This is a genomic window from Microbulbifer hainanensis, assembly GCF_014904735.1.
GTDB lineage: Bacteria > Pseudomonadota > Gammaproteobacteria > Pseudomonadales > Cellvibrionaceae > Microbulbifer > Microbulbifer hainanensis.
This window is the reverse complement of sequence record NZ_JACZCR010000031.1, coordinates 41,657-61,275: the sequence shown is the minus strand read 5'-3', so window position 1 is coordinate 61,275 and position 19,619 is coordinate 41,657. Positions and strand designations below refer to the sequence as shown.

The 19,619-nt window shown below is 61.3% G+C and carries 14 protein-coding genes; 5 read left to right on the top strand and 9 right to left on the bottom strand.

All coding sequences use genetic code 11. The features are described 5' to 3' along the window. Positions 1–26: 26 nt before the first annotated feature. Positions 27–2,588, bottom strand: coding sequence for a DNA gyrase subunit A (gene gyrA, locus IG168_RS12345; RefSeq protein ID WP_193164713.1), 2,562 nt, complete (start codon positions 2,586–2,588; stop codon positions 27–29). Positions 2,589–2,849: 261 nt separating this feature from the next. On the opposite strand from gyrA, the gene IG168_RS12340 reads away from it, so the two are divergent. The 4 genes from IG168_RS12340 (at position 2,850) to IG168_RS12325 (ending at position 6,488) form a co-directional block, all read left to right on the top strand. Beyond that, positions 2,850–4,175 (top strand): TRZ/ATZ family hydrolase, encoded by a 1,326-nt coding sequence (locus tag IG168_RS12340; RefSeq protein WP_193164712.1) that lies wholly within the window; start codon positions 2,850–2,852, stop codon positions 4,173–4,175. 103 nt (positions 4,176–4,278) lie between these two features. Further along, complete coding sequence (gene ubiG, locus IG168_RS12335) at positions 4,279–4,980, top strand: bifunctional 2-polyprenyl-6-hydroxyphenol methylase/3-demethylubiquinol 3-O-methyltransferase UbiG (RefSeq protein WP_193164711.1); 702 nt, start codon at positions 4,279–4,281, stop codon at positions 4,978–4,980. 16 nt (positions 4,981–4,996) lie between these two features. Further along, on the top strand, positions 4,997–5,668 hold the full coding sequence (locus IG168_RS12330) for an HAD family hydrolase (RefSeq protein ID WP_193164710.1): 672 nt from the start codon (positions 4,997–4,999) through the stop codon (positions 5,666–5,668). A 64-nt stretch (positions 5,669–5,732) separates the two neighbouring features. Continuing rightward, positions 5,733–6,488 (top strand): YciK family oxidoreductase, encoded by a 756-nt coding sequence (locus IG168_RS12325; protein ID WP_193164709.1) that lies wholly within the window; start codon positions 5,733–5,735, stop codon positions 6,486–6,488. An 82-nt stretch (positions 6,489–6,570) separates the two neighbouring features. Here the strand turns inward: IG168_RS12325 and IG168_RS12320 are convergent, their stop codons facing one another. Next, the gene (locus tag IG168_RS12320) at positions 6,571–6,948 is read right to left on the bottom strand and encodes a hypothetical protein (protein ID WP_193164708.1); all 378 of its coding nucleotides are present in this window, start codon (positions 6,946–6,948) and stop codon (positions 6,571–6,573) included. A gap of 266 nt (positions 6,949–7,214) precedes the next feature. Here IG168_RS12320 and IG168_RS12315 point away from each other — a divergent pair, with 266 nt between their 5' ends. Continuing rightward, positions 7,215–7,634 (top strand): hypothetical protein, encoded by a 420-nt coding sequence (locus IG168_RS12315; RefSeq protein WP_193164707.1) that lies wholly within the window; start codon positions 7,215–7,217, stop codon positions 7,632–7,634. 146 nt (positions 7,635–7,780) lie between these two features. Here IG168_RS12315 and IG168_RS12310 read toward each other — a convergent pair whose 3' ends face one another. The 7 genes from IG168_RS12310 to IG168_RS12280 all read right to left on the bottom strand — a co-directional run bounded on the left by IG168_RS12310 (position 7,781) and on the right by IG168_RS12280 (position 19,090). Beyond that, positions 7,781–8,083: a UBP-type zinc finger domain-containing protein gene (locus IG168_RS12310; protein ID WP_193164706.1), complete on the bottom strand. Its 303-nt coding sequence runs from the start codon at positions 8,081–8,083 to the stop codon at positions 7,781–7,783. Then, positions 8,080–9,723, bottom strand: a complete 1,644-nt coding sequence (locus IG168_RS12305) for an NAD(P)/FAD-dependent oxidoreductase (RefSeq protein ID WP_193164705.1) — start codon at positions 9,721–9,723, stop codon at positions 8,080–8,082. The genes IG168_RS12310 and IG168_RS12305 overlap by 4 nt, the downstream gene beginning before the upstream one ends. Before the next feature lie 305 nt (positions 9,724–10,028). Continuing rightward, complete coding sequence (locus tag IG168_RS12300) at positions 10,029–10,904, bottom strand: transglutaminase family protein (RefSeq protein ID WP_193164704.1); 876 nt, start codon at positions 10,902–10,904, stop codon at positions 10,029–10,031. Beyond that, positions 10,901–13,447 carry a circularly permuted type 2 ATP-grasp protein gene (locus IG168_RS12295; protein ID WP_193164703.1) on the bottom strand — a complete coding sequence of 849 codons (2,547 nt, stop codon included), beginning with the start codon at positions 13,445–13,447 and terminating at the stop codon, positions 10,901–10,903. The genes IG168_RS12300 and IG168_RS12295 overlap by 4 nt, the downstream gene beginning before the upstream one ends. Further along, a complete protein-coding gene (locus IG168_RS12290; protein WP_193164702.1) occupies positions 13,444–16,692 on the bottom strand; it encodes a transglutaminase family protein in 3,249 nt (1,082 codons plus the stop codon). The genes IG168_RS12295 and IG168_RS12290 overlap by 4 nt, the downstream gene beginning before the upstream one ends. Next, the gene (locus tag IG168_RS12285) at positions 16,689–17,636 is read right to left on the bottom strand and encodes an alpha-E domain-containing protein (RefSeq protein ID WP_226876929.1); all 948 of its coding nucleotides are present in this window, start codon (positions 17,634–17,636) and stop codon (positions 16,689–16,691) included. The genes IG168_RS12290 and IG168_RS12285 overlap by 4 nt, the downstream gene beginning before the upstream one ends. Further along, positions 17,636–19,090: a circularly permuted type 2 ATP-grasp protein gene (locus IG168_RS12280; RefSeq protein ID WP_193164700.1), complete on the bottom strand. Its 1,455-nt coding sequence runs from the start codon at positions 19,088–19,090 to the stop codon at positions 17,636–17,638. The genes IG168_RS12285 and IG168_RS12280 overlap by 1 nt, the downstream gene beginning before the upstream one ends. Positions 19,091–19,619: the final 529 nt, after the last annotated feature.

Here is a 19,619-nt window from a genome sequence, read left to right as displayed (position 1 = left end):
GCCTTTTTATTTACCTTAGCGGGAAATCACTCTTCCCCACCCTCGTCCTGATCCTCGTCTTCACTTTCCTGAATCCGCGCCAGGCCCACCAGCTTCTCACCGGTCTTCAGACGTATCACACGAACACCCTGGGTGTTGCGGCCAAGCACTGAAACTTCATCCACGCGGGTCCGCACCAGCGTACCCTGATCGGAGATCAGCATGATCTCCTCACCCGGGTGCACCTGACAGGCCCCAACCAGCTCGCCGTTGCGCTCGCTCTCGGCAATGGCGATCACACCCTGGGTACCGCGACCCTTGGTGGGGAAATCCGCGGTGGCGGTGCGCTTGCCGTAGCCGTTTTCGGTCACCATCATCACGGATCCGCCCTCTTCCGGGATCACCATGGCGATGACCTGCTTACCCTCCGCCATGCGGATACCGCGCACACCACGGGAGACGCGTCCCATGGAGCGCACATTTTCCTCGGCGAAGCGCGCCGCCTTGCCAGCGCTGGTGAGCAGTAGCACGTCGCGGCTACCGTCGGTAATGGCGGTGGCCACCAGGCGGTCGCCCTCGTCCAGCTCGATGGCTTTCAGGCCCACACTGCGCGGGCGTGCAAAAGCGGAGAGTGGGGTCTTCTTCACGGTGCCATTGGCGGTAGCAAAGAAGATAAAGTAATTCTCGTCGTACTCGGATACCGGCAGCATGCTGCTGATACGCTCATCTTCTTCCAGCGGCAGCATATTGACCATGGGTCGGCCGCGGGAGGCGCGACCGGCGGTCGGCACTTCGTAGACTTTCAGCCAGTACACCTTACCCTTGTTGGAGAAGCACAGGATGGTGTCGTGGGAGTTGGCGATCAGCAGGTGCTCGACGAAATCTTCGTCTTTCACCTGGGTAGCCGACTTGCCCATACCACCGCGACGCTGGGCCTGGTAATCCGCCAACGGCTGGCTCTTCGCGTAGCCACCATGGGAAATGGTCACCACCTTGTCTTCCGGCGTGATCAGGTCCTCGACGGTGAGATCCTGGCGTGAAGCCACGATGTCGGTGCGACGCTCATCGCCAAATTCCTTGTTCAGGGCTTCCAGCTCTTCGCGAATCACTTCCATCAGGCGCTCGAAGCTGCCGAGGATATGCAGGTACTCGGCAATCTGCTCCAGGCGCTCGCTGTATTCGGCGAGCAGCTTGTCGTGCTCCATACCGGTCAGGCGGTGCAGGCGCAACTCCAGGATCGCCTGGGCCTGGGCCGGTGACAGGTAATAGCCGCCATCGCGCAGACCGTATTCTTTCGGCAGATCGTCCGGGCGGCACGCATCGGCGCCGGCGCGCTCCAGGAACTGCTGCACGTCGCCCACCGGCCAGCCCTTGGCCAGCAGCGCCTCGCGGGCATCCGCAGGCGTGGGGGAAGCTTTGATCAGCTCGATCACCGGATCGATATTGGCAATGGCGATCGCCAGGCCTTCGAGGATATGGCCGCGCTCGCGCGCCTTGCGCAGCAGATATACGGTACGGCGGGTCACCACTTCCTGGCGGTGGCGAATGAAATACTCGAGCAGCTGCTTGAGGTTCAGTACCTTGGGCTGGCCGTCCACCAGCGCCACCATGTTGATACCAAACACGCTTTCCAGCTGGGTCTGGGAATAGAGGTTGTTCAAAACCACATCGCCCAGTTCGCCGCGCTTCAGTTCGATCACCACGCGCAGGCCGTCCTTGTCCGACTCGTCGCGCAGTTCGGAGATACCTTCGATCTTCTTCTCTTTCACCAGCTCGGCGATGCGCTCGATCAGGCGCGCCTTGTTCAACTGGAAGGGAATCTCGGTAATGATGATGGTTTCGCGATTGGTCTTGTCATCGCGAACCACGTCGGCCTTGGCGCGCACGTAGATACGGCCACGGCCAGTGCGGTAAGCCAGCAGGATGCCGGCGCGGCCATTGATGGTGGCCCCGGTTGGGAAGTCCGGACCCGGGATATATTCCATCAGGTCGTCGATGGACAGTTCCGGGTTGTCGATCAGTGCCAGGCAGGCACTCACCACCTCAGTCATATTGTGCGGCGGTATATTGGTGGCCATACCCACGGCGATACCGGAGGAGCCGTTCACCAGCAGGTTGGGCACCCGCGACGGCAGCACTTCCGGCATCTGCTCGGAACCGTCGTAGTTGTCGATGTAGTTGACGGTTTCCTTGTCGAGATCGGACAGCAGCTCGTGGGCCAGCTTGTCCATGCGGATCTCGGTGTAACGCATCGCCGCCGGGCTGTCGCCATCGATGGAGCCGAAGTTGCCCTGGCCATCCACCAGCGTGTAGCGCAGGGAGAAAGGCTGCGCCATACGCACGATGGTGTCGTAAACCGCGGAATCGCCGTGCGGGTGGTATTTACCAATGACGTCACCGACGACACGTGCCGATTTTTTGTACGGCTTGTTCCAGTCGTTTTTCAGTTCGTTCATCGCGAAGAGCACCCGACGGTGCACCGGCTTGAGACCGTCGCGCACATCCGGCAGCGCGCGGCCCACAATGACGCTCATCGCATAGTCGAGATAGGACTGCTTGAGTTCTTCTTCGATATTAATCGGAGAGATTTCTTTGGCTAACTCGCCCATAAGTTTCCGGCATTCCTTAAATAGTTATTACCGCCGCCGCGGACCATATAGCCCAGCCTGGCCGGCCGATCGGACTCTGCCGACCCGGCCATCTACCATCGCCCCCGTGCCGGCTAACACCGGATACCACTCCGGGATTCGATCAAGCGCGCAATGTTACCACAAATGGCGTCTGGGAGGACGGCTGGCGATACACTTGTTCACACCTGAGCGCATCGCTAAAGTCTACGGCCACATTCTCAGCGACAAGTCTCCGCACCCATGCGCCAAGCCATCGATATCCTGATTCACGCCCGCTGGATCATCCCGGTCATTCCCGAACAAAAAGTGTACGAAAATTGTGCACTGGCAATCGCCGACGGCAAGATCGCCGCCCTGCTGCCATCGGCAGAGGCTAATGCGCGCTACGCGCCGCGGGAGGAGGTGCACCTGGACCGCCAGGCACTGATTCCGGGCCTGATCAACACCCACAATCACGCCGCCATGACCCTGTTGCGCGGCTTCGCCGACGACCGGCCACTGATGGAATGGCTCGAGGAGCATATCTGGCCTGCGGAGCAACAGTGGGTCGACCAGGAGTTCGCCACTGACGGCAGCCGCCTGGCTATCGCAGAAATGCTGCGCAGCGGCACCACGACGTTTTCGGACCAGTACTTTTTCCCCGATGCAACGGCCGCCGTCGCCCGCGAAACCGGTATTCGCGCACAGATAGCCTTCCCGGTAATCGATTTCCCGACGCCGTGGAGCCGCAGCGGCGAAGACGCCGTGCAGAAAGGCCTGGCACTGCGCGACAGCTACAAGGCCCACGAGCGTATCGACGTGGTATTCGCCCCGCACGCCCCCTATACCGTGGGGGATGAGACGCTGGAGAAGATTGCCGTTTACGCCGCCGAGGCCCAGGTTCCGGTGCAGATGCACTTGCACGAAACCGCCGGCGAGGTGGAACGCGCCCTCGCAGAGACCGGTGAGCGCCCTACCGAGCGCCTGCTGCGCCTGGGCCTGCTCGGCCCCCAGACCCTGTGCGTGCACATGACAGCGGTGAACGACCGGGATATGGAACTGCTGCAACAGAGCGGTGCCCACGTAGTCCACTGTCCTAAATCCAACCTGAAACTCGCCTCTGGCTTCTGCCCGGCGGCGAGACTTCTCGATGCAGGGATCAATGTCGCCCTCGGCACCGATGGCGCCGCCAGCAACAACGGCCTGGACCTGCTGTCTGAAGCCGGTACCGCCGCGTTGCTGGCCAAGGCGGTGAGTGGCGACGCCTCCGCCCTGCCCGCCCACCAGGCACTGGCCATGGCAACCATCAACGGCGCCCGCGCGCTGGGTATCGACAATGTGACCGGCAGCCTGGAACCAGGCAAGAGCGCCGATCTCACCGCCATCGACCTGAGCGGCCTGGAGCAGCAACCACTGCACGACCCGGTTTCGCAACTGATTTACACCGCCAGCGGCCAGAATGTCACCGATGTGTGGGTGGCCGGCAAACCGCTGCTGAAAAATCGCCAGCTGCAGACGCTGAACGAAGCGGAGGTGATTCAGCGGGCGCAAATGTGGCGTGATAGAATCGCCGGCCACTCACAATAAACGATTGATCCCGGAGGGCGGTGCCAGCAGGCGCGGCTTCCGGCAGCAGCGCCGCCCACCAGCTCCTGTTGGCTGCCGGCCTGCAAGAAGTGACGGAAATTCCATGAGTAATGTCGATCCGGCGGAAATCGCCAAATTTGAACAGCTCGCCAGCCGCTGGTGGGATCGCGCAGGCGAATTCAAGCCGCTGCACGAAATCAATCCGCTGCGCGCCAACTATATTGACCAGCGGGCACCGGTGGCCGGCAAGCAACTGCTCGATGTGGGTTGCGGCGGCGGCATCCTGACCGAAGCCATGGCGCAGCGCGGCGCCCACGTCACCGGTATCGACATGGGTGAGGCGCCACTCAAGGTGGCCCGCCTGCACGCACTGGAGAGCGGCGTGGACGTCGATTACCGCCGCGTGCAGGTCGAGGAACTGGCCGCAGAACAGCCTGGCAGCTTCGATATCGTCACCTGTCTGGAAATGCTCGAGCATGTACCAGACCCGGCATCGGTCATCAAAGCCTGCGCGGCGCTGGTCAAACCCGGTGGCCAGCTGTTCTTCTCCACTATCAACCGCACCGCCAAGGGCTGGCTGTTCGCTGTGGTAGGCGCGGAGTACGTTTTGAAAATGCTGCCCAAGGGCACCCACGAGTACGGCAAGTTCATTCGCCCGTCGGAAATGGGCGCCTGGCTGCGGGAAGCCGGGCTCGAGCTACGCGATATGACCGGAATGACCTATAACCCCATTACCCGCAGCTACAAATTGAATCCGCGCGACGTGGACGTCAATTACCTGATGCACGCGAGTAAACCGGAATAGGCAGGGGCAGTACCGAATGAAAGCAGTTCTTTTCGATCTCGACGGCACCCTGTTCGATACCGCACCGGACTTTATTGTCGTGCTGAACCAATTGCGCCACCAGGAGCAATTGCCGCCACTGCCGGCGGAAGATATCCGCGCAGTGGTCTCCAATGGCGCGCGGGCCATGGTTTCCCTCGGCTTCGGCCGCGATGAGGGCGACCCGAATTTCGACGGCCTGCGCCAGCGCTTTCTCGATTTGTACCTCGCCCACCTGGCCGTGGAAACTGTACTGTTTCCCGGCATGGAAACCCTGCTCAACACCCTCGCCGGGCAGGGTATTGCCTGGGGTGTGGTGACCAACAAACCGGCCGCCTACACCGTGCCGCTGATGCAGGCATTCGACTACCTGCCCGCCCCCGGCGCCGTCATCTGCCCGGACGATGTCACCAAGCGCAAACCGGATCCCGAACCCGTGCTGCTCGCCTGCAGCCAGATCGGTTGCGAACCGAAAGAGGCAGTTTACGTGGGCGACCACGAACGGGACATCATGGCCGGCCGCAATGCCGGCATGCCCACCATCGCCTGTCGCTACGGCTATATTGATGAAGGCGACGACCCCGCCAACTGGGGTGCTGATCACCTTGTCGACACCGCCGACGAAATCTGGCCGCTGCTACAGAAGCACTACCTGCAAAAATCGGCCTGAACGGCCAGGCAAGGGCAGTCGCCTGCGACTGCCTCCACGCGCAACCCCCACAAACGGAATTTCCATGTCTGAGACCATCACTGACTACCAGCCACGCAAAGATCTGCTCAAGGACAAAGTCATTCTTGTCACCGGTGCCGGTGACGGAATTGGCAGGGTCGCCGCCAAAACATTTGCCGACCACGGCGCCACGATCATCCTGCTTGGACGCACCACCGCCAAGCTGGAAATGGTCTACGACGAAATCGAAGCCGCGGGCGGCCCACAGCCGGCCATTTTCCCGATGGACCTGAACGAGGCCCGCATTGAAACCTTCGAGCACTTTGCCGAAGCCGTCGACCAGGAGTTTGGCCGCCTGGATGGCCTGCTCCACAATGCCGGCCTGCTCGGCCAGCGCACCCCCATCGCCAACTATCACTACGGCACCTGGCAGCAGGTGATGCAGGTCAACGTCAATGCCGCCTTCGGCCTCACCAAGACGCTGCTGCCGATGCTGGAGAACTCCGAAGCCGGTTCGGTGATTTTTACCGGCTCCGGCGTTGGCCTGAAGGGCCGTGCCTTCTGGGGTGCCTACGCCGTGTCCAAATTCGCCACCGAGGGCCTGATGCAGGTGCTCGCCGATGAAATGGACGGTGTCTCCAATATCCGCGTCAACAGTATCAACCCCGGCGCCACCCGCACCAATATGCGCGCGACCGCATATCCAGGCGAAGATCCGCAAACCGTCGCGGCTCCGGAAGACATCATGCCGACGTATCTCTACCTGATGGGCGACGACAGCCGCGGCGTGAGCGGCAAACAGTTCAACGCCCAGGGCTGAACCCCAGGAGCGGAAGTGACCGCTTTTTTCAGGCAAAAAAATACCCGGGCATGCCCGGGTATTTTTATTCCACGCAACCGGATTATTCGTTCGCGTGATCGACCTCTTCGGCCATTTCTTCGGCCTTGTCGGACACAGTGTCCATCGCTTCTTCGGCGGCATCCATGGTTTCGTCCGCAGCTTCTTCCGCAGCATCCATGGTTTCATCGGCCGCTTCTTCCGCGGCTTCCGCCATCTGCTCCGGTGCATCGGCAAATACATCGCCATCCGCCCCGGCCACATCATTGGCTGCAACCACGCCCTTGTCTGCAGTTTCTTCCATCGCTGCGCCAGCTTCCTGGACCGCGGAATCCACTTCCTGAGCGATACTGGACTCCGTCGTTACCGGTTGCATGTTCTGGTAGTAGAAATAGCCACCGATAGCGGCGATGACGATTGCGGGAATAATGAGTTTCTTCATTTTCCACCCCCTGACAGTGTTAATTTATGGTTATAAGCCCCGACTATTGTTCCATGTCATGACGCGACAGGATGTGACTAGCAGCACGTTTCCGCCGGTCGAATGGATCACAGCCGGGACAGCCCACTCTGCCACAGAAGGCGGTCGCCGTCAGTCCGCAGCGAAGGAAAAACCGACAAGCAATGGCATGAAAATAAACCGCCCTTGTCCCCGGATACAACTCTCGGGCAGAATCGCGACTCGCCCCAACCAGCAAAAGTGACATTATGCGCAATCTGTACCTGACCGCCCTACTACTCCTGGCGAGCCACGCCAGCGCAGATTCCCTGACCGACCAGTTGCGCGATTGCGCCGCGATCAAGCAGGACAGCGAGCGCCTGGCTTGCTACGACGATCTCAGCGGAAGTCTCGACAAGCGCGCAAAACAGAATTTTGGCCGCGAGCAGACCCAGATCAGCGAGGAGGCACCGGACTCCATCAGCGTCAAGATCGCCACCATTCAATCGGGCGCCTACGGCAAGCTGATCATCACCCTGGACAACGGCCAGGTCTGGCGCCAGAACGACAGCGTCCGCGTGCACTGGGACAGCGGTGAACAGGTCCTGGTGGAACGCGGCGCGTTCGGCTCTTTCTTCATGAAACTCGAGAGTGGCGGTCGCAAGATCCGGGTCAAACGAATCAAGTAACGGCGGCAGCGGCCCTATTCCAGCCGCGCGCCCCACAGCAACCCGCGGCTCACTGCCCTTGCCACATCAAAGTTTCAACCGGCCGTCAGGGGTTGCACTGGGTGACTGATTGCAGGGCCAGCCCAAATATGTCTGGGACTTCGATGTCAGACGTACTTCGGGATTGGTCCCAACTGGGCGGTCTGGTTTGGCAGGTCGACCTCCGTCTCATCGATATAACACCAGCCCCAACCTTCCGGCGGGTCATAGCCTTCGATGATCGGATGACCCGTTTTCTGGTAATGCGCAGTGGCGTGACGGTGGGGGGAATCATCGCAGCAGCCCACATGGCCACAACTTCTGCAAATACGCAGGTGAACCCAGGGGCTACCTATTTTCAGGCACTCCTCACATCCACGTGCACTGGGTGTAACCTCTTTGATACTGTCAGTATGGGGGCAGGATGTCATGCGTCCTCCGCAGCCGACTGCGCGGCGATCATAGAATGGATTTGTGCAACAACCGCGGCTCCCTCCCCAACCGCAGCTGCGACACGCTTCGTGGAACCGGCGCGGACATCACCGATTGCAAATACGCCAGGCACACTGGTTTCGAGCGATAGCGCCCGCTGACCGGTCAAAATGAAACCATTTTCATCTGTTTCTACACAGTCACGCGTCCAGTCAGCGTTGGGCTCAGCACCGATAAACAGAAACAGGTGGCGTAACTCCCGATGATACAGCGATCCATCGTGTCGGTAGCGGAAGGTGGCAGCGGTGAGCCCCGTCGCCCGCGTCCCCTCCAAACGCACAAGCTCGGCACCGATGTGCAATTCCACGTTGGGCAGTGCGGAAATACGCTCAACCAAATACCGGGACATCGTCTCCGCGAGATCTCGACGGACGACGAGATGCAGTTTATTTACGTACGGCGATAGAAATACCACCGCCTGACCCGCTGAATTTCCGCCACCGACCAGCGCTACTTCCGCTCCTTTACATATCCGAGCCTCAATCGGCGAAGCCCAGTAAGAGACACCCGCCCCTTCAAAGGTTGCGAGATCAGGGATGTCCGGCCGGCGATAGCGCGCACCGGAAGCGATGACAACGGTCCTCGCGCAAAGGGTGCGAGCCCCGCTCAACCTCAACGTGAACCGGCTTTCGATACATTCAAGCCGTTCGACCTCTACCGGAATAGCGATTTCCGCCCCGAATTTCAACGCTTGGTTGAACGCGCGCGCCGCCAGCGCCTGGCCTGAAATTCCGGTCGGGAATCCAAGATAATTCTCGATCCGGGCCGAAGCACCCGCCTGTCCGCCCACCGCCTGGGCATCGAGCACGATCACAGAAAAGCCCTCGGACGCGGCATAAACTGCCGCAGCGAGACCAGCTGGGCCGGCACCGACGATGGCGACATCGTAAACGGCATCCGGATCCATGGTCGGACTGATCCCCAGCCAAGCGGCGATTTCTTCGTTGCTGGGACACCTGAGAAGCTGCCCGCTCGGGCACACCACCAGGGGGAGATCCTTGGGAAGCACGCCGGTCCGTTCCACCAGCATGCGGCCCTCTTCGTCCGCCCCTGCGTCGAGAACCATGTTCGGATAACCATTGCGCGTCAGAAAGCCCTGTAGCCGCACAATATCTGGGCTGTCCGGAACCCCGATCAGAATCGTGCCGGCAGCCCCTTCTTCAATCAGCTCAACGCGGCGCAGTATCAAAGCGCGCATCACGATTTCGCCTACATCCACCGAACCGATCATCAACGCACGTAGATGTGCGGCGTCAAATGGAATTGCGGTGCAGCCTTCCGGTCCCGCGTGTCCACCAGCAATGGCGGGCCGCCCGGCGAGTTGATTGACCTCACCGCTAAACTGGCCGACACGATGCGTGGTGATGGGCTCTTCCCTGTTGAGGCCAACGTGACGCATCACTTCAATCGATCCCTGCAACACCAACCACGACGGTACGTCCCGCGCGCCAATGGCATATACACTCTCCTCTGGCGCAAAATATCTCTCCGGTCCACTGGCAAAGCGCCGCATAATCTCGATCTGCGCAGCACTCAGTACTGGAAACATCTGGCTTTCGCGAACGCGGACTTTACTCATCCTGTTCCCTCAAAAATCGAACAGATTCAACACTGGCAGTCAGGCTACGCCCCCATTACATCGTCCTCGCGTTATTATTTGTTCGCGATTGAACAAGGCAAATTGAACGACGTAAAAAACTGGTTGCAGTTCGCCATACGACATATCGAGCAAGCCCACCGTCTTTCCACCCTGTCTGTCGTCTACTTACAGCAAATGTTTTGAAACGCGCACCCACACTAGATTTTCAATATAGTTAACTTCGATGCTCACGCAGGCGCACAGGCAATAACCGGCTATACCGTCGCGACACGACCGGCGACCAATCACGCCATACGGTTCACATCCACGGCCACCTGGGGCTCACCGCTGCTGCCACCGTAGAGAATGCCCTTCAGTGGCGTCACATCGGAATAGTCCCGTCCCCAAGCCGTGGCAATATATTGCTCGTTGGCCATCTGGTCGTTGGTGGGATCGAATTCCAACCAGCCGGAGCCGGGGACATACACCGCAAACCAGGCGTGGCTCGCATCGGCGCCCACCAGCTTTACCTGCCCCGGCGGCGGCAGCGTCTCCAGATAGCCACTGATATAGCGCGCGGCGAAACCGAGCGAACGCAGGCAGCCGATCGCCAGGTGGGCAAAGTCCTGGCACACGCCGCTGCGTCGCTCGAGCACCTCGTGCAAGGGCGTGGCTACCGTGGTGGCCGCGGGGTCGTAATTGAATTCGCGGTGAATCCGGCAACTGAGATCCAGCACCGCTTGGGGAAACGGGTCACCAGCGACAAAGTGTTCGACGGCGAAGTCCCGCAGCGAGTCGCGGATCTTGATCATGGGCGAATCGAGAGTGAACTCCCGCGCCCGCCGCACTTCTCCATCCTCTGCCCGCTGTAAACCTACACGCACTTCCTCACAGGTCGGCCCGCGGCGCAGATCCATTGGCGCGCGCGGATTGACCCGCACTTCGCTGACCACGCTCACGTCCATCTCGCGATGCGGCATCTGGATCGCAAACTGGTAGCTGCGATTGCCAAAATAATCGCGGCGCTCGCCCTCAGCTTCCGGCTGGGGCACCACCGAAATCGAGGATGACAGGCATTGCTGGTGGTCGCTGTCGCGCGGCAACAGGTGGGCCAGGTTGTAACACTGGGACACCGGACTGTCATAGCGGTAGCGGGTCGTGTGCCGCACTCGATAGATCACCGCCAGTACTCCTCATCCGTGTCCTGGTGGCCGAGAAGTTGCCGCTCCGCCAGGTGCTCGAAGTACTGATCGCTGATGGCAGTGGCGAGCCGGATCAGCAGCTCGCGCACCTCGCGTATAAAATGGTCGAGATCGTCGTGACGCAGGCCACGCTCCGGATTACGCGACAGTTGCGCCACGCTGCACAACTGCACCCGCGCCACGGCTTCCAGTAGTGCGCGGCGTGCCCGCGTCGGGCGCCGCGTGGAGGCCTGTCCGGGCAACTTATCCATATCCACCTGCAGGCAATTTAGCTGGTAAATAAGACCGCGGGGGTTTTCCGGATCCACCAGCAACAATTCGAGGGTATCGGCCAGACACAGCTGGGTGCTGTAGTGCTGGCGGTAGGTAATCAGGGCCTCGACACTTAACAGCACCGACTCCAGCAACAAGGCGCGATCCAGATACCCCGCCGGCTCGACGCAGGTGTACTGGAGCAGCGTGAGCATCTGCTGCGCCCGCTCCAGGCGCTTGCCGATATCAATGAAATACCAGCCGATATCCCGTATGACACTCTCCTGCAACAGCCCGGAGAACCCCAGCAGGCCGGTCACCAGTTCCTGCAATGTTTCTTCCGGTGTTGCAGCCATGGCGACCGGCAGTCCCCCCAGCTGATCGCAGAGTGTGTTGGCGATGCGCTGGCTGTCCGCACTGAGCAGTTCTTTCACTTCCTCCGCGGCGCTCAACATTGCCTGCAGCGACGCGCTGACACTACCGGGTCTGCTGAGATCCACCGCCAGAGCCTCCAATTCTGCCGCGGGCGCACGCCACAGATTGCCGCCGTCATCGAACCCGGGCAGGCAACCTGTGGTGTGACTGAGGGCAACCAGCAACTGGCGCATGCCATCGCTATCGCCGTCGGCACTGTTGCACTGCGCGTACACGGTACGCAGCAGGCGCGCCGTCATCTCCGTGCGCTCGCTGTAACGTCCCATCCAGAACAGGTTTTCCACTACTCGGCTCGGCGTGTAGGTCCGGTGCCGCTGGGCAAGAATCGCCAGGGGCCGATTGTAATCCCGCGCGCTACGCGACCAGGGCTCACCGCCCAGCACCCAGGTATCCTTGCTGCGCATGCCCGGCGCGCTAGCCATCACATAGGGGCTGTCGCTGGCACCTATCCGCGACAGGCCACCGGGCATCGCGCGATAACTGCCGTCGCCGTCGGCCACCGCGAAGCAGCGCAGCGCCGACGGCCGGGCTACCAAACCGCCGTCCACCAGTGCCGGCAGGCGCGCAGGTGTCTGCAACTCCTGAGCACAGAAATGGTGCGGTGCGGCGCGGATCTGCCGACGCAAATTCTCTCGCTCCTCTTCGCTCAGCAGGTGACCGTAGTAGCGATCCCGCTGCACTTTGCGAAACATTCGCTTGATAACCAGGTCCGGCAGTCGCTCGAGCACCTGCTGCAGGTCGCCGGGATCGCCGCACCAGTAACTAGGCACCGATTGCAGTAGCGGCGCGCGGCCGAGAAAATGCCTCGCCACCCGCTCGAAATATTTCAGCATGGCCGGGTTTTCCAGCACGCCACTGCCGAGCGGGTTGGCAATCGATACGCGCCCGCGGCGCGCTGCATCCAGCAGGCCAGCCACCCCGAGCACCGATTCATCGTTCAGTTCCACCGGATCGCACTGGTAATCTTCCACATAGCGCAGCAATACATCGACGCGGTCGAGCCCTTCTACCCCTTTCATCCAGAGATTGCCGTCGCGCAGCGTCAGGTCACCGCCACGCACAAGGGGAAAACCCTGGAAGTTGGCCAGGTAGGCGTGCTCAAAGTAATTGATATCCCGCGGGCCTGTAGTCAGCAGTGCTATCTGCGGCGGTGTATCCAGCGGAGACAGTGCCTCGAGAGCCGCACGCAGATCACGAAAGAAATCGCCCAGGCGGTGCACCCGCTGTGGCCGGAACAATTCCGGCATCACCCGAGCCATTGAGGCGCGATTCTCCAATGCAAAACCGACGCCGACCGGCGCCTGAGTGCGGTCACCGATAACACGCAATTGGCCGTCGCCGCTGCGCATCAGATCCACGGCATAGAAAATCAATTGCTGTTTATCCTGCGGCAATACCCCGTGGCACGGACGTAGAAATGCGGCATTGGCATAAAGCAGTTCCGGCGGCAGAACGCCCTCGCGAATCAGCTGCTGGGATCCATAAATATCCCGCAGCAGCAGATCGACAATCTGTGCGCGTTCGGTCAGCCCTGCCTGCAGCTGTTGCCATTCCTTTTCGTCGATCAGGTGCGGCACTGGATCCAGCGCCCAGGTGCGCGCCGCAGGTGCGCCCTTCGCGCCAATTTCTGTGTAACTGGCACCGTCATCGCGCAGGACGCGCTCCAGCTTGCGCAACCGCTCCGACAATTCCTCCGGGGTCATCTCGGCGAATTGCCCGATCAGTTCTCGCCAATGCGGGTTGACCGCGCGCTCCTTACCGCAGAGTTCATCGAATACGCGCTGTGGGCAGTGATATCCGGACAGGAAAGCAGCCAGTCGATCGTCGACGCTCATGGCGTAAACCGCAGATCGAGGGTATGGGGATATTCGCCGGCGGGCTCAACCGGCGGCGGCGCCATGGGACGCGGCGGATACTCGTGCGGCTGGACACGCCGCACCATCTCGCGCAGCAGCGGCGGCACGAAATCGTCGGTGGCAAAGCTGCCCGGTGTGTGGCCAAAACCCTGAAAGCGCTGGGCGCGGCGCGCCTCGGCCTCCAGACCATTGACCGGCGGCGCGGCAAACTCGCGCCCGGATGGATAGCAGACATGGAAGGTACAGCCACCGATGGCGCGACCGCTCCAGGTATCGATCAGGTCAAACACCAGCGGCGCATGCGCACCGATGGTCGGGTGCAGCGCATTTGCCAGGCAGCATACCCGGAAGCGCACGCCCGCCACCCATTCATCGCCGCGGCCAGTGTTGTGCAACGGGACGCGACGGCCGTTACAGGCCAGTACATAGCGCTCGCCTACGGCGCCGCGCAGACGCACCTGCAACCGCTCGGTGGACGAGTCCACCGGGCGCGTGGCCGCGCCGCTGTGTACCGCCTCGCCGAGCACATTCCACGGTTCCAGCGCTCCCCGCAGCTCCAGCGTGATGTCCCCATACTGCACCCCGCCGTAGACGGGAAAGCGCCGCTCAAAAAACGGCTGCAGCCAGACCGGATCGAATGGACAACCCTGCTCCTCCAGTTCGATGCACAGATCGAGCAGGTCCCGCCACACGAAATGCGGCAGCATAAACCGGTCGTGAAGCTGGCTACCCCAGCGCACCAGCCGCCCGCGCAGCGGAGTGCGCCAGTAGCTCGCCACCAGGCAGCGCAACAACAGTTGCTGCACCAGCAGCATGCGCGGGTGCGGCGGCATTTCAAAGCCGCGAAACTCGAGAATCCCCAGGCGGCCCTCACGGTTATCGGGGGGATACAGCTTGTCCACGCTCAATTCCGCGCGGTGGCAGTTACCGGTGATATCCACCAACAGGTTGCACAGCAGTCGGTGCAGCTTTTTCGGCGAATCGGCAGCGCCGCGCTCCATTTCCCCGAAGGCAATTTCCAGTTCGTAGAGGGTTTCGTGCCGGCCTTCATCCACCCGCGGTGCCTGGGAGGTGGGGCCCACAAACAGGCTGGAGAACAGATAGGACAGTGACGGGTGGCGCTGCCAGCAGGTAATCAGGCTGCGCAGCAGGTCCGGTCGACGCAGCAGCGGACTGTCGGCTGCAGCGAAGCCACCGAGGGTAATATGGTTGCCGCCACCGGTGCCGACTTCGCGCCCGTCCGGCAGAAACTTCTGTGCATCGAGGCGTAACTTGCGAGCTTCGCGAAACAGGGTTTCCGTATGCTCGACCAGCTCCCGCCAGCGCGCCGCCGGCTGCACATTGATTTCAAGCACGCCGGGATCCGGCGTAATCAGCAAGCGCTGCAGGCGCGGATCGCGCGGCGGAGCATAGCCCTCCAGCACGATCGGCAGGTCCTCCGCCGCGGCTACCTGTTCGATCGCGGCAACTAGCGCAATCCAGTTTTCAACATATTGCAGCGGTGGCAGGAACAGGTGCAGCTGTCCATCGCGGACATCTGCCGTCAGCGCGGTGCGGGGGATCTTTTCTCCACCGGCCGCGCGCCCGCCAGGCAATGAGGCCAGGGGCAAGCGCAACCCCGGGGATGCCGGCCCCAATAGCAAGAACAGACGCTCGCCGCGCAGTGGCCAGTGGCCACTGTACCAACTACCGGGAGCATCCTCGGCCAGCGGCAACGCATATCCGGCCGGCACGTCCGGATCCATTGTCGCGAGCCGCGCCAGCAGGCGATGCTCCGCATGATCACTGGCCGCCAAAGACGCGAGATCGTCCCCTTCGGGCAACTGCGCCAATTTCCAGTCGAGCAGTGCACGGTCTTCATGGGCCGGCACGACATATTCTGGTTCCAGCTGCAATGCCTCCGCCAGCGCGCGCAGAAACAGCTCCGCGTCGCGATTGCCGACATGGGAGGCTCCCGCGCCCTGCCCCGTTCCGGCCAGCGTATCGGCGAGATAGTTCTGATCACGCCAAAGGGGCTCGCCATCGGTACGCCAGAAAAGTCCCAGGGCCCAGCGCGGCGAATCCTCGCCGGGATAGCTTTTGCCGAGCCCGAATTGCCGCACGCCTCCGGGGGCGTAATACCGCTGCAGGCGCGACAGAAGTGCCCGTCCCAGCGCGCGCTTTTCCGCACCGTCAGCCTCGGTGTTCCACTCGGGCGCATCCCGACTGTCGGCCGCCACAAAAGTGGGTTCGCCGCCCATCGTCAGGCGCACATCCATGTCCTGCAGCTGTTCTTCCACCAGCTCTCCCAGCGCATCGATGGTGAGCCACTGGTGCTCGGTATAGGGGCGCGCCGGTCGCGGCGATTCGCGTAACCGCTCGATATGGTTGCGGTAGTGCAGCTCCACCCCACAGGGCTCCGTAGTGCCGGCAACCGGTGCAGCGGACTCCGGTGAAGGGGTGCAGGCCAGGGGAATATGCGCCTCGCCGGCGAGCAGTCCGGAAGTGGGATCCAGGCCGACCCAGCCCGCGCCAGGTATGAACACCTCGCACCAGGCGTGCAGGTCAGTAAAGTCCGCCTCCGGCCCCGGCGGCCCTTCGAGGGGCTGCCCGTCGAACGCCAGCTGAACCAGGTAACCCGATGCAAATCGCGCAGCCAGCCCGAGGTGGCGCAAAAGCTGTACCAGCAGCCAGGCGCTGTCGCGACAGGAACCGCTGCGCAGGCGCAGTGTTTCCTCGCCGTCCTGTACGCCCGCATCTTCTCGCATCTGGTAGCGGATATCGCGCTGCAGGCGTTGATTCAGGCCGACGAGAAACTCCACCAGCGGCTGCGGTCCACAATCGGTCTCGCGCAGGAAGGCGGCCATTTCCGGGCCCTGCGGTTCCAGCGCCAGATAGGGGGCCAGATCCTGTGCCAGCGCAGCCGGGTAGGTAAACGGAAAATGTTCGGCGTACGGCTCGATAAAGAAATCAAAGGGATTGATCGCATCAATTTCGGCAATCAGCTCCACATCCACTTTCAGTACTTCGGCCCGGTGCGGAAACACCACTCGCGCCTGGTAATTGCCGAACGGGTCCTCCTGCCAGTTGATCCGATGATCCGCCGGTTCGATTTTCAGGCTGTATGCGCGCACCGCCGTGCGCGAGTGCGCTGTGGGTCGCAGGCGGATGATATGCGGGGCAATGGTCACCATCCGGTCGAAGCGGTATTCGGTGGTGTGGCGAATGGCGACGCGGATGCTCATTGTGCTTCCGGGCGCTCCAGCGAAAACCAGTTGTGCGTGAAAGCCTCGTGAAACTCTGCAATCTGTACCTGCAGCGTATTCAGGTGGTCGCGCAGCGTCTCGTCGAGGTTGTCCTCGTCCAGTGCAACAAACAGGTGGCGGCGCTCGCACTTCAGCATTTTCAGCACGCGGCGCTGGCGCGGCAGCGCGCCGACCGCGTCGATCATCTGGTCAATGCAGTGTGCCACCGATCTTGGAAAAAGTTCGTCTTCGAGCAGAAAGCGCACCACCTGCCGGCTGCGCACCGGACCCTTGATCACGCGCCGGTACGGTTGGTAGGCACTGGCCGAGCGCAGCACATTGCCACAGACGATCTGCACGAGGTTGAGTGGTTCCTCCCGTCCCGGGTGTCCCTGTAGCATCGAGGCGCCCGCGTCGAGAATGCGCGTGGTCATGTCGGCCCGTTCGAGGTTGCGCCCCAGCCGGAAAAATTCCCACCCGGCATCGCGGCGCATGGTGGTATCAAGCATACCGCCCAGCTGCTGGCAACAGCGCACGATACCGTCGAGGTAGTCGTAACGATGGCTGCGGCACAATCCCTCCTCGAGATGGCTGGTGGCATAAATGGCCGATTCATTAACCTGTTCCCAAGCCTCGGAAGGCAGCGCGTCGCGTGTGGTACGGATGTTTTCGCGGATCATCTGCAGCGAGGACAGAACCGAACCACTGTAATCGCGGTCGGCGATCAGAAAGCGGATCACACTGTGCTCATCGCGACTTTCAAACTTGCGCTCGAACAGTTGCTGCGCGCTGTTCAGTGCCACCAGGTTGTACCAGCCGATGTCGACGCCATCCGGCAGATCCAGCAGCATCTTCGAATAGACGTTGATCATGCGCGCGGTATTTTCTGCCCGCTCCAGGTAGCGCGCACTCCAGTAAATTCGTTCCGCGACCCGGGACAGCATCAATCGTCTCCCCGGTCGACGATCCAGGTATCCTTGCTGCCGCCACCCTGGGAGGAGTTCACCACCAGTGAGCCCTGCCGCATCGCTACTCGCGTAAGCCCACCGGTAGTCACCCGCAATTCCCTGCCCTGCAGCACGAATGGCCGCAGGTCCAGATGGCGCGGCTCTACGCGGCCATCCCCGACCATCGTCGGCGCCGTGGACAGGCTGATGGTGGGTTGGGCGATATAGTTACGCGGATTATTCTCGATCCGCTCGGCAAATTCCTCGCGCTGTACTTCCGTGGCGTGTGGCCCGATCAACATGCCATAGCCACCGGACTCGTTGGCCGGTTTGACTACCAGGTGCTCAAGATTTTTGAGCACGTATTCACGCTGTTTGGGATCGTCACACAGGTAGGTTTCGACATTGTCCAGAATCGGATCCTGGTCGAGGTAGTAGCGGATAATGGCCGGCACAAAAGCGTAGACCACCTTGTCATCGGCGACGCCGGCGCCGGGTGCATTGGCCAGCGCCACGCGACCGGCCTTCCAGGACCGCATCAATCCGGGTACACCGAGTACCGAGTCCTCGCGAAAAACCTCCGGGTCGAGAAAAAGGTCATCAATGCGGCGATAAATTACATCCACCTGCTCGAGGCCGTCGATCGTACGCATATAGACACCGTCATCGTCACCGACGACGAGGTCGCTGCCCTCCACCAGCTCGGCACCGAGCTGTTGCGCGAGGAACGCATGTTCGAAATAGGCGGAGTTGTAGATACCCGGTGTCAGCAACGCGATTACGGGTTCGCGGTGGCGCCGCGGCGAGAGTTCGGCAAGGGTGTCGTAAAGGATATCCGGATAATCATCCACCGGCAGGATTCGATAGGAGTCGAACAGCTCCGGCAACACGCGCTTGGTAACCGCGCGATTCTCCAGCATATAGGACACGCCGGATGGCACGCGCAGATTGTCTTCGAGCACATAGAAGCGGCCGTCCCGGTCCCGTATCAGATCGGTTCCACAGATATGCGCCCATACGCCACAGGGCGGCGAGAAGCCCACACACTCAGGGCGGAAGTTCTGCGATGCTTCTAAAATATGCCGGGGCACCACCCGGTCGCGCAGAATTTTTTGATCGTGGTAAATATCGTCAATAAAAAGGTTGAGCGCCTGCAGGCGCTGCTTGAGCCCGGCCGCGGTCACATCCCAGAGTTTTTTGTCGATCACCCGCGGCACTATGTCGAATGGCCAGGAGCGATCGATATTGCCCTCGTCCGTGTAGACGGTAAAACTCACCCCCATTTCCTGAATCGTTGCCTCGGCGGTAATGCGCCGGGCTTCGATCTCCTCCACCGACAGCGACCCCAGGTAGCGCACCAGGCGCCGCGCCGGTGCCCTCGCTTCGCCCGGCCCTGAGATCAGTTCGTCATAAAAATCGTCTGGGTCATACTGTTTCCAGTCAATTGTCATAAATACCCGCCGGGATAACACGCAGACTTTGCCGGATACACAATGAGGGGCGTGGCTTCCGCCAGTAATCGGGGCGCTGATAACCCGGTGAAATACTGCGTTCCGGTGTCATTCCAAAATTGCAGATATCAGCCGCTCGCGAGTCTGCGGCCGCTGGCGTCTGCTTTACTTCAGAATAGATAAGTCGCGGTGATTCGCGAACGGCTGGCGCTTCCCGCGGCGAACCGCCCCCAACACCGGCAATTTAAATAGAGAAAGACTATTTCCGCGGCGATCTCTCCGCAGGCTTGCCTATATGGCGCCCTCAGCGCAACGACCGCACAGATCGACGAACGTCTCCACGCCGTAATGGCGCTCCAACGCTGCATGCCGAACGAAGTAGCAAGACCCGATAGTCAGCAATTATGCGGCGCACTTTTCCACACTCATCTATATTCAAGAAGGAATCAGGCGCCACATCACGCGTCGGGCAGTTGCAGCATTTACGCCTAACCACCCGGCGCAGAGCCACACAGCCAACAGAAGGTTT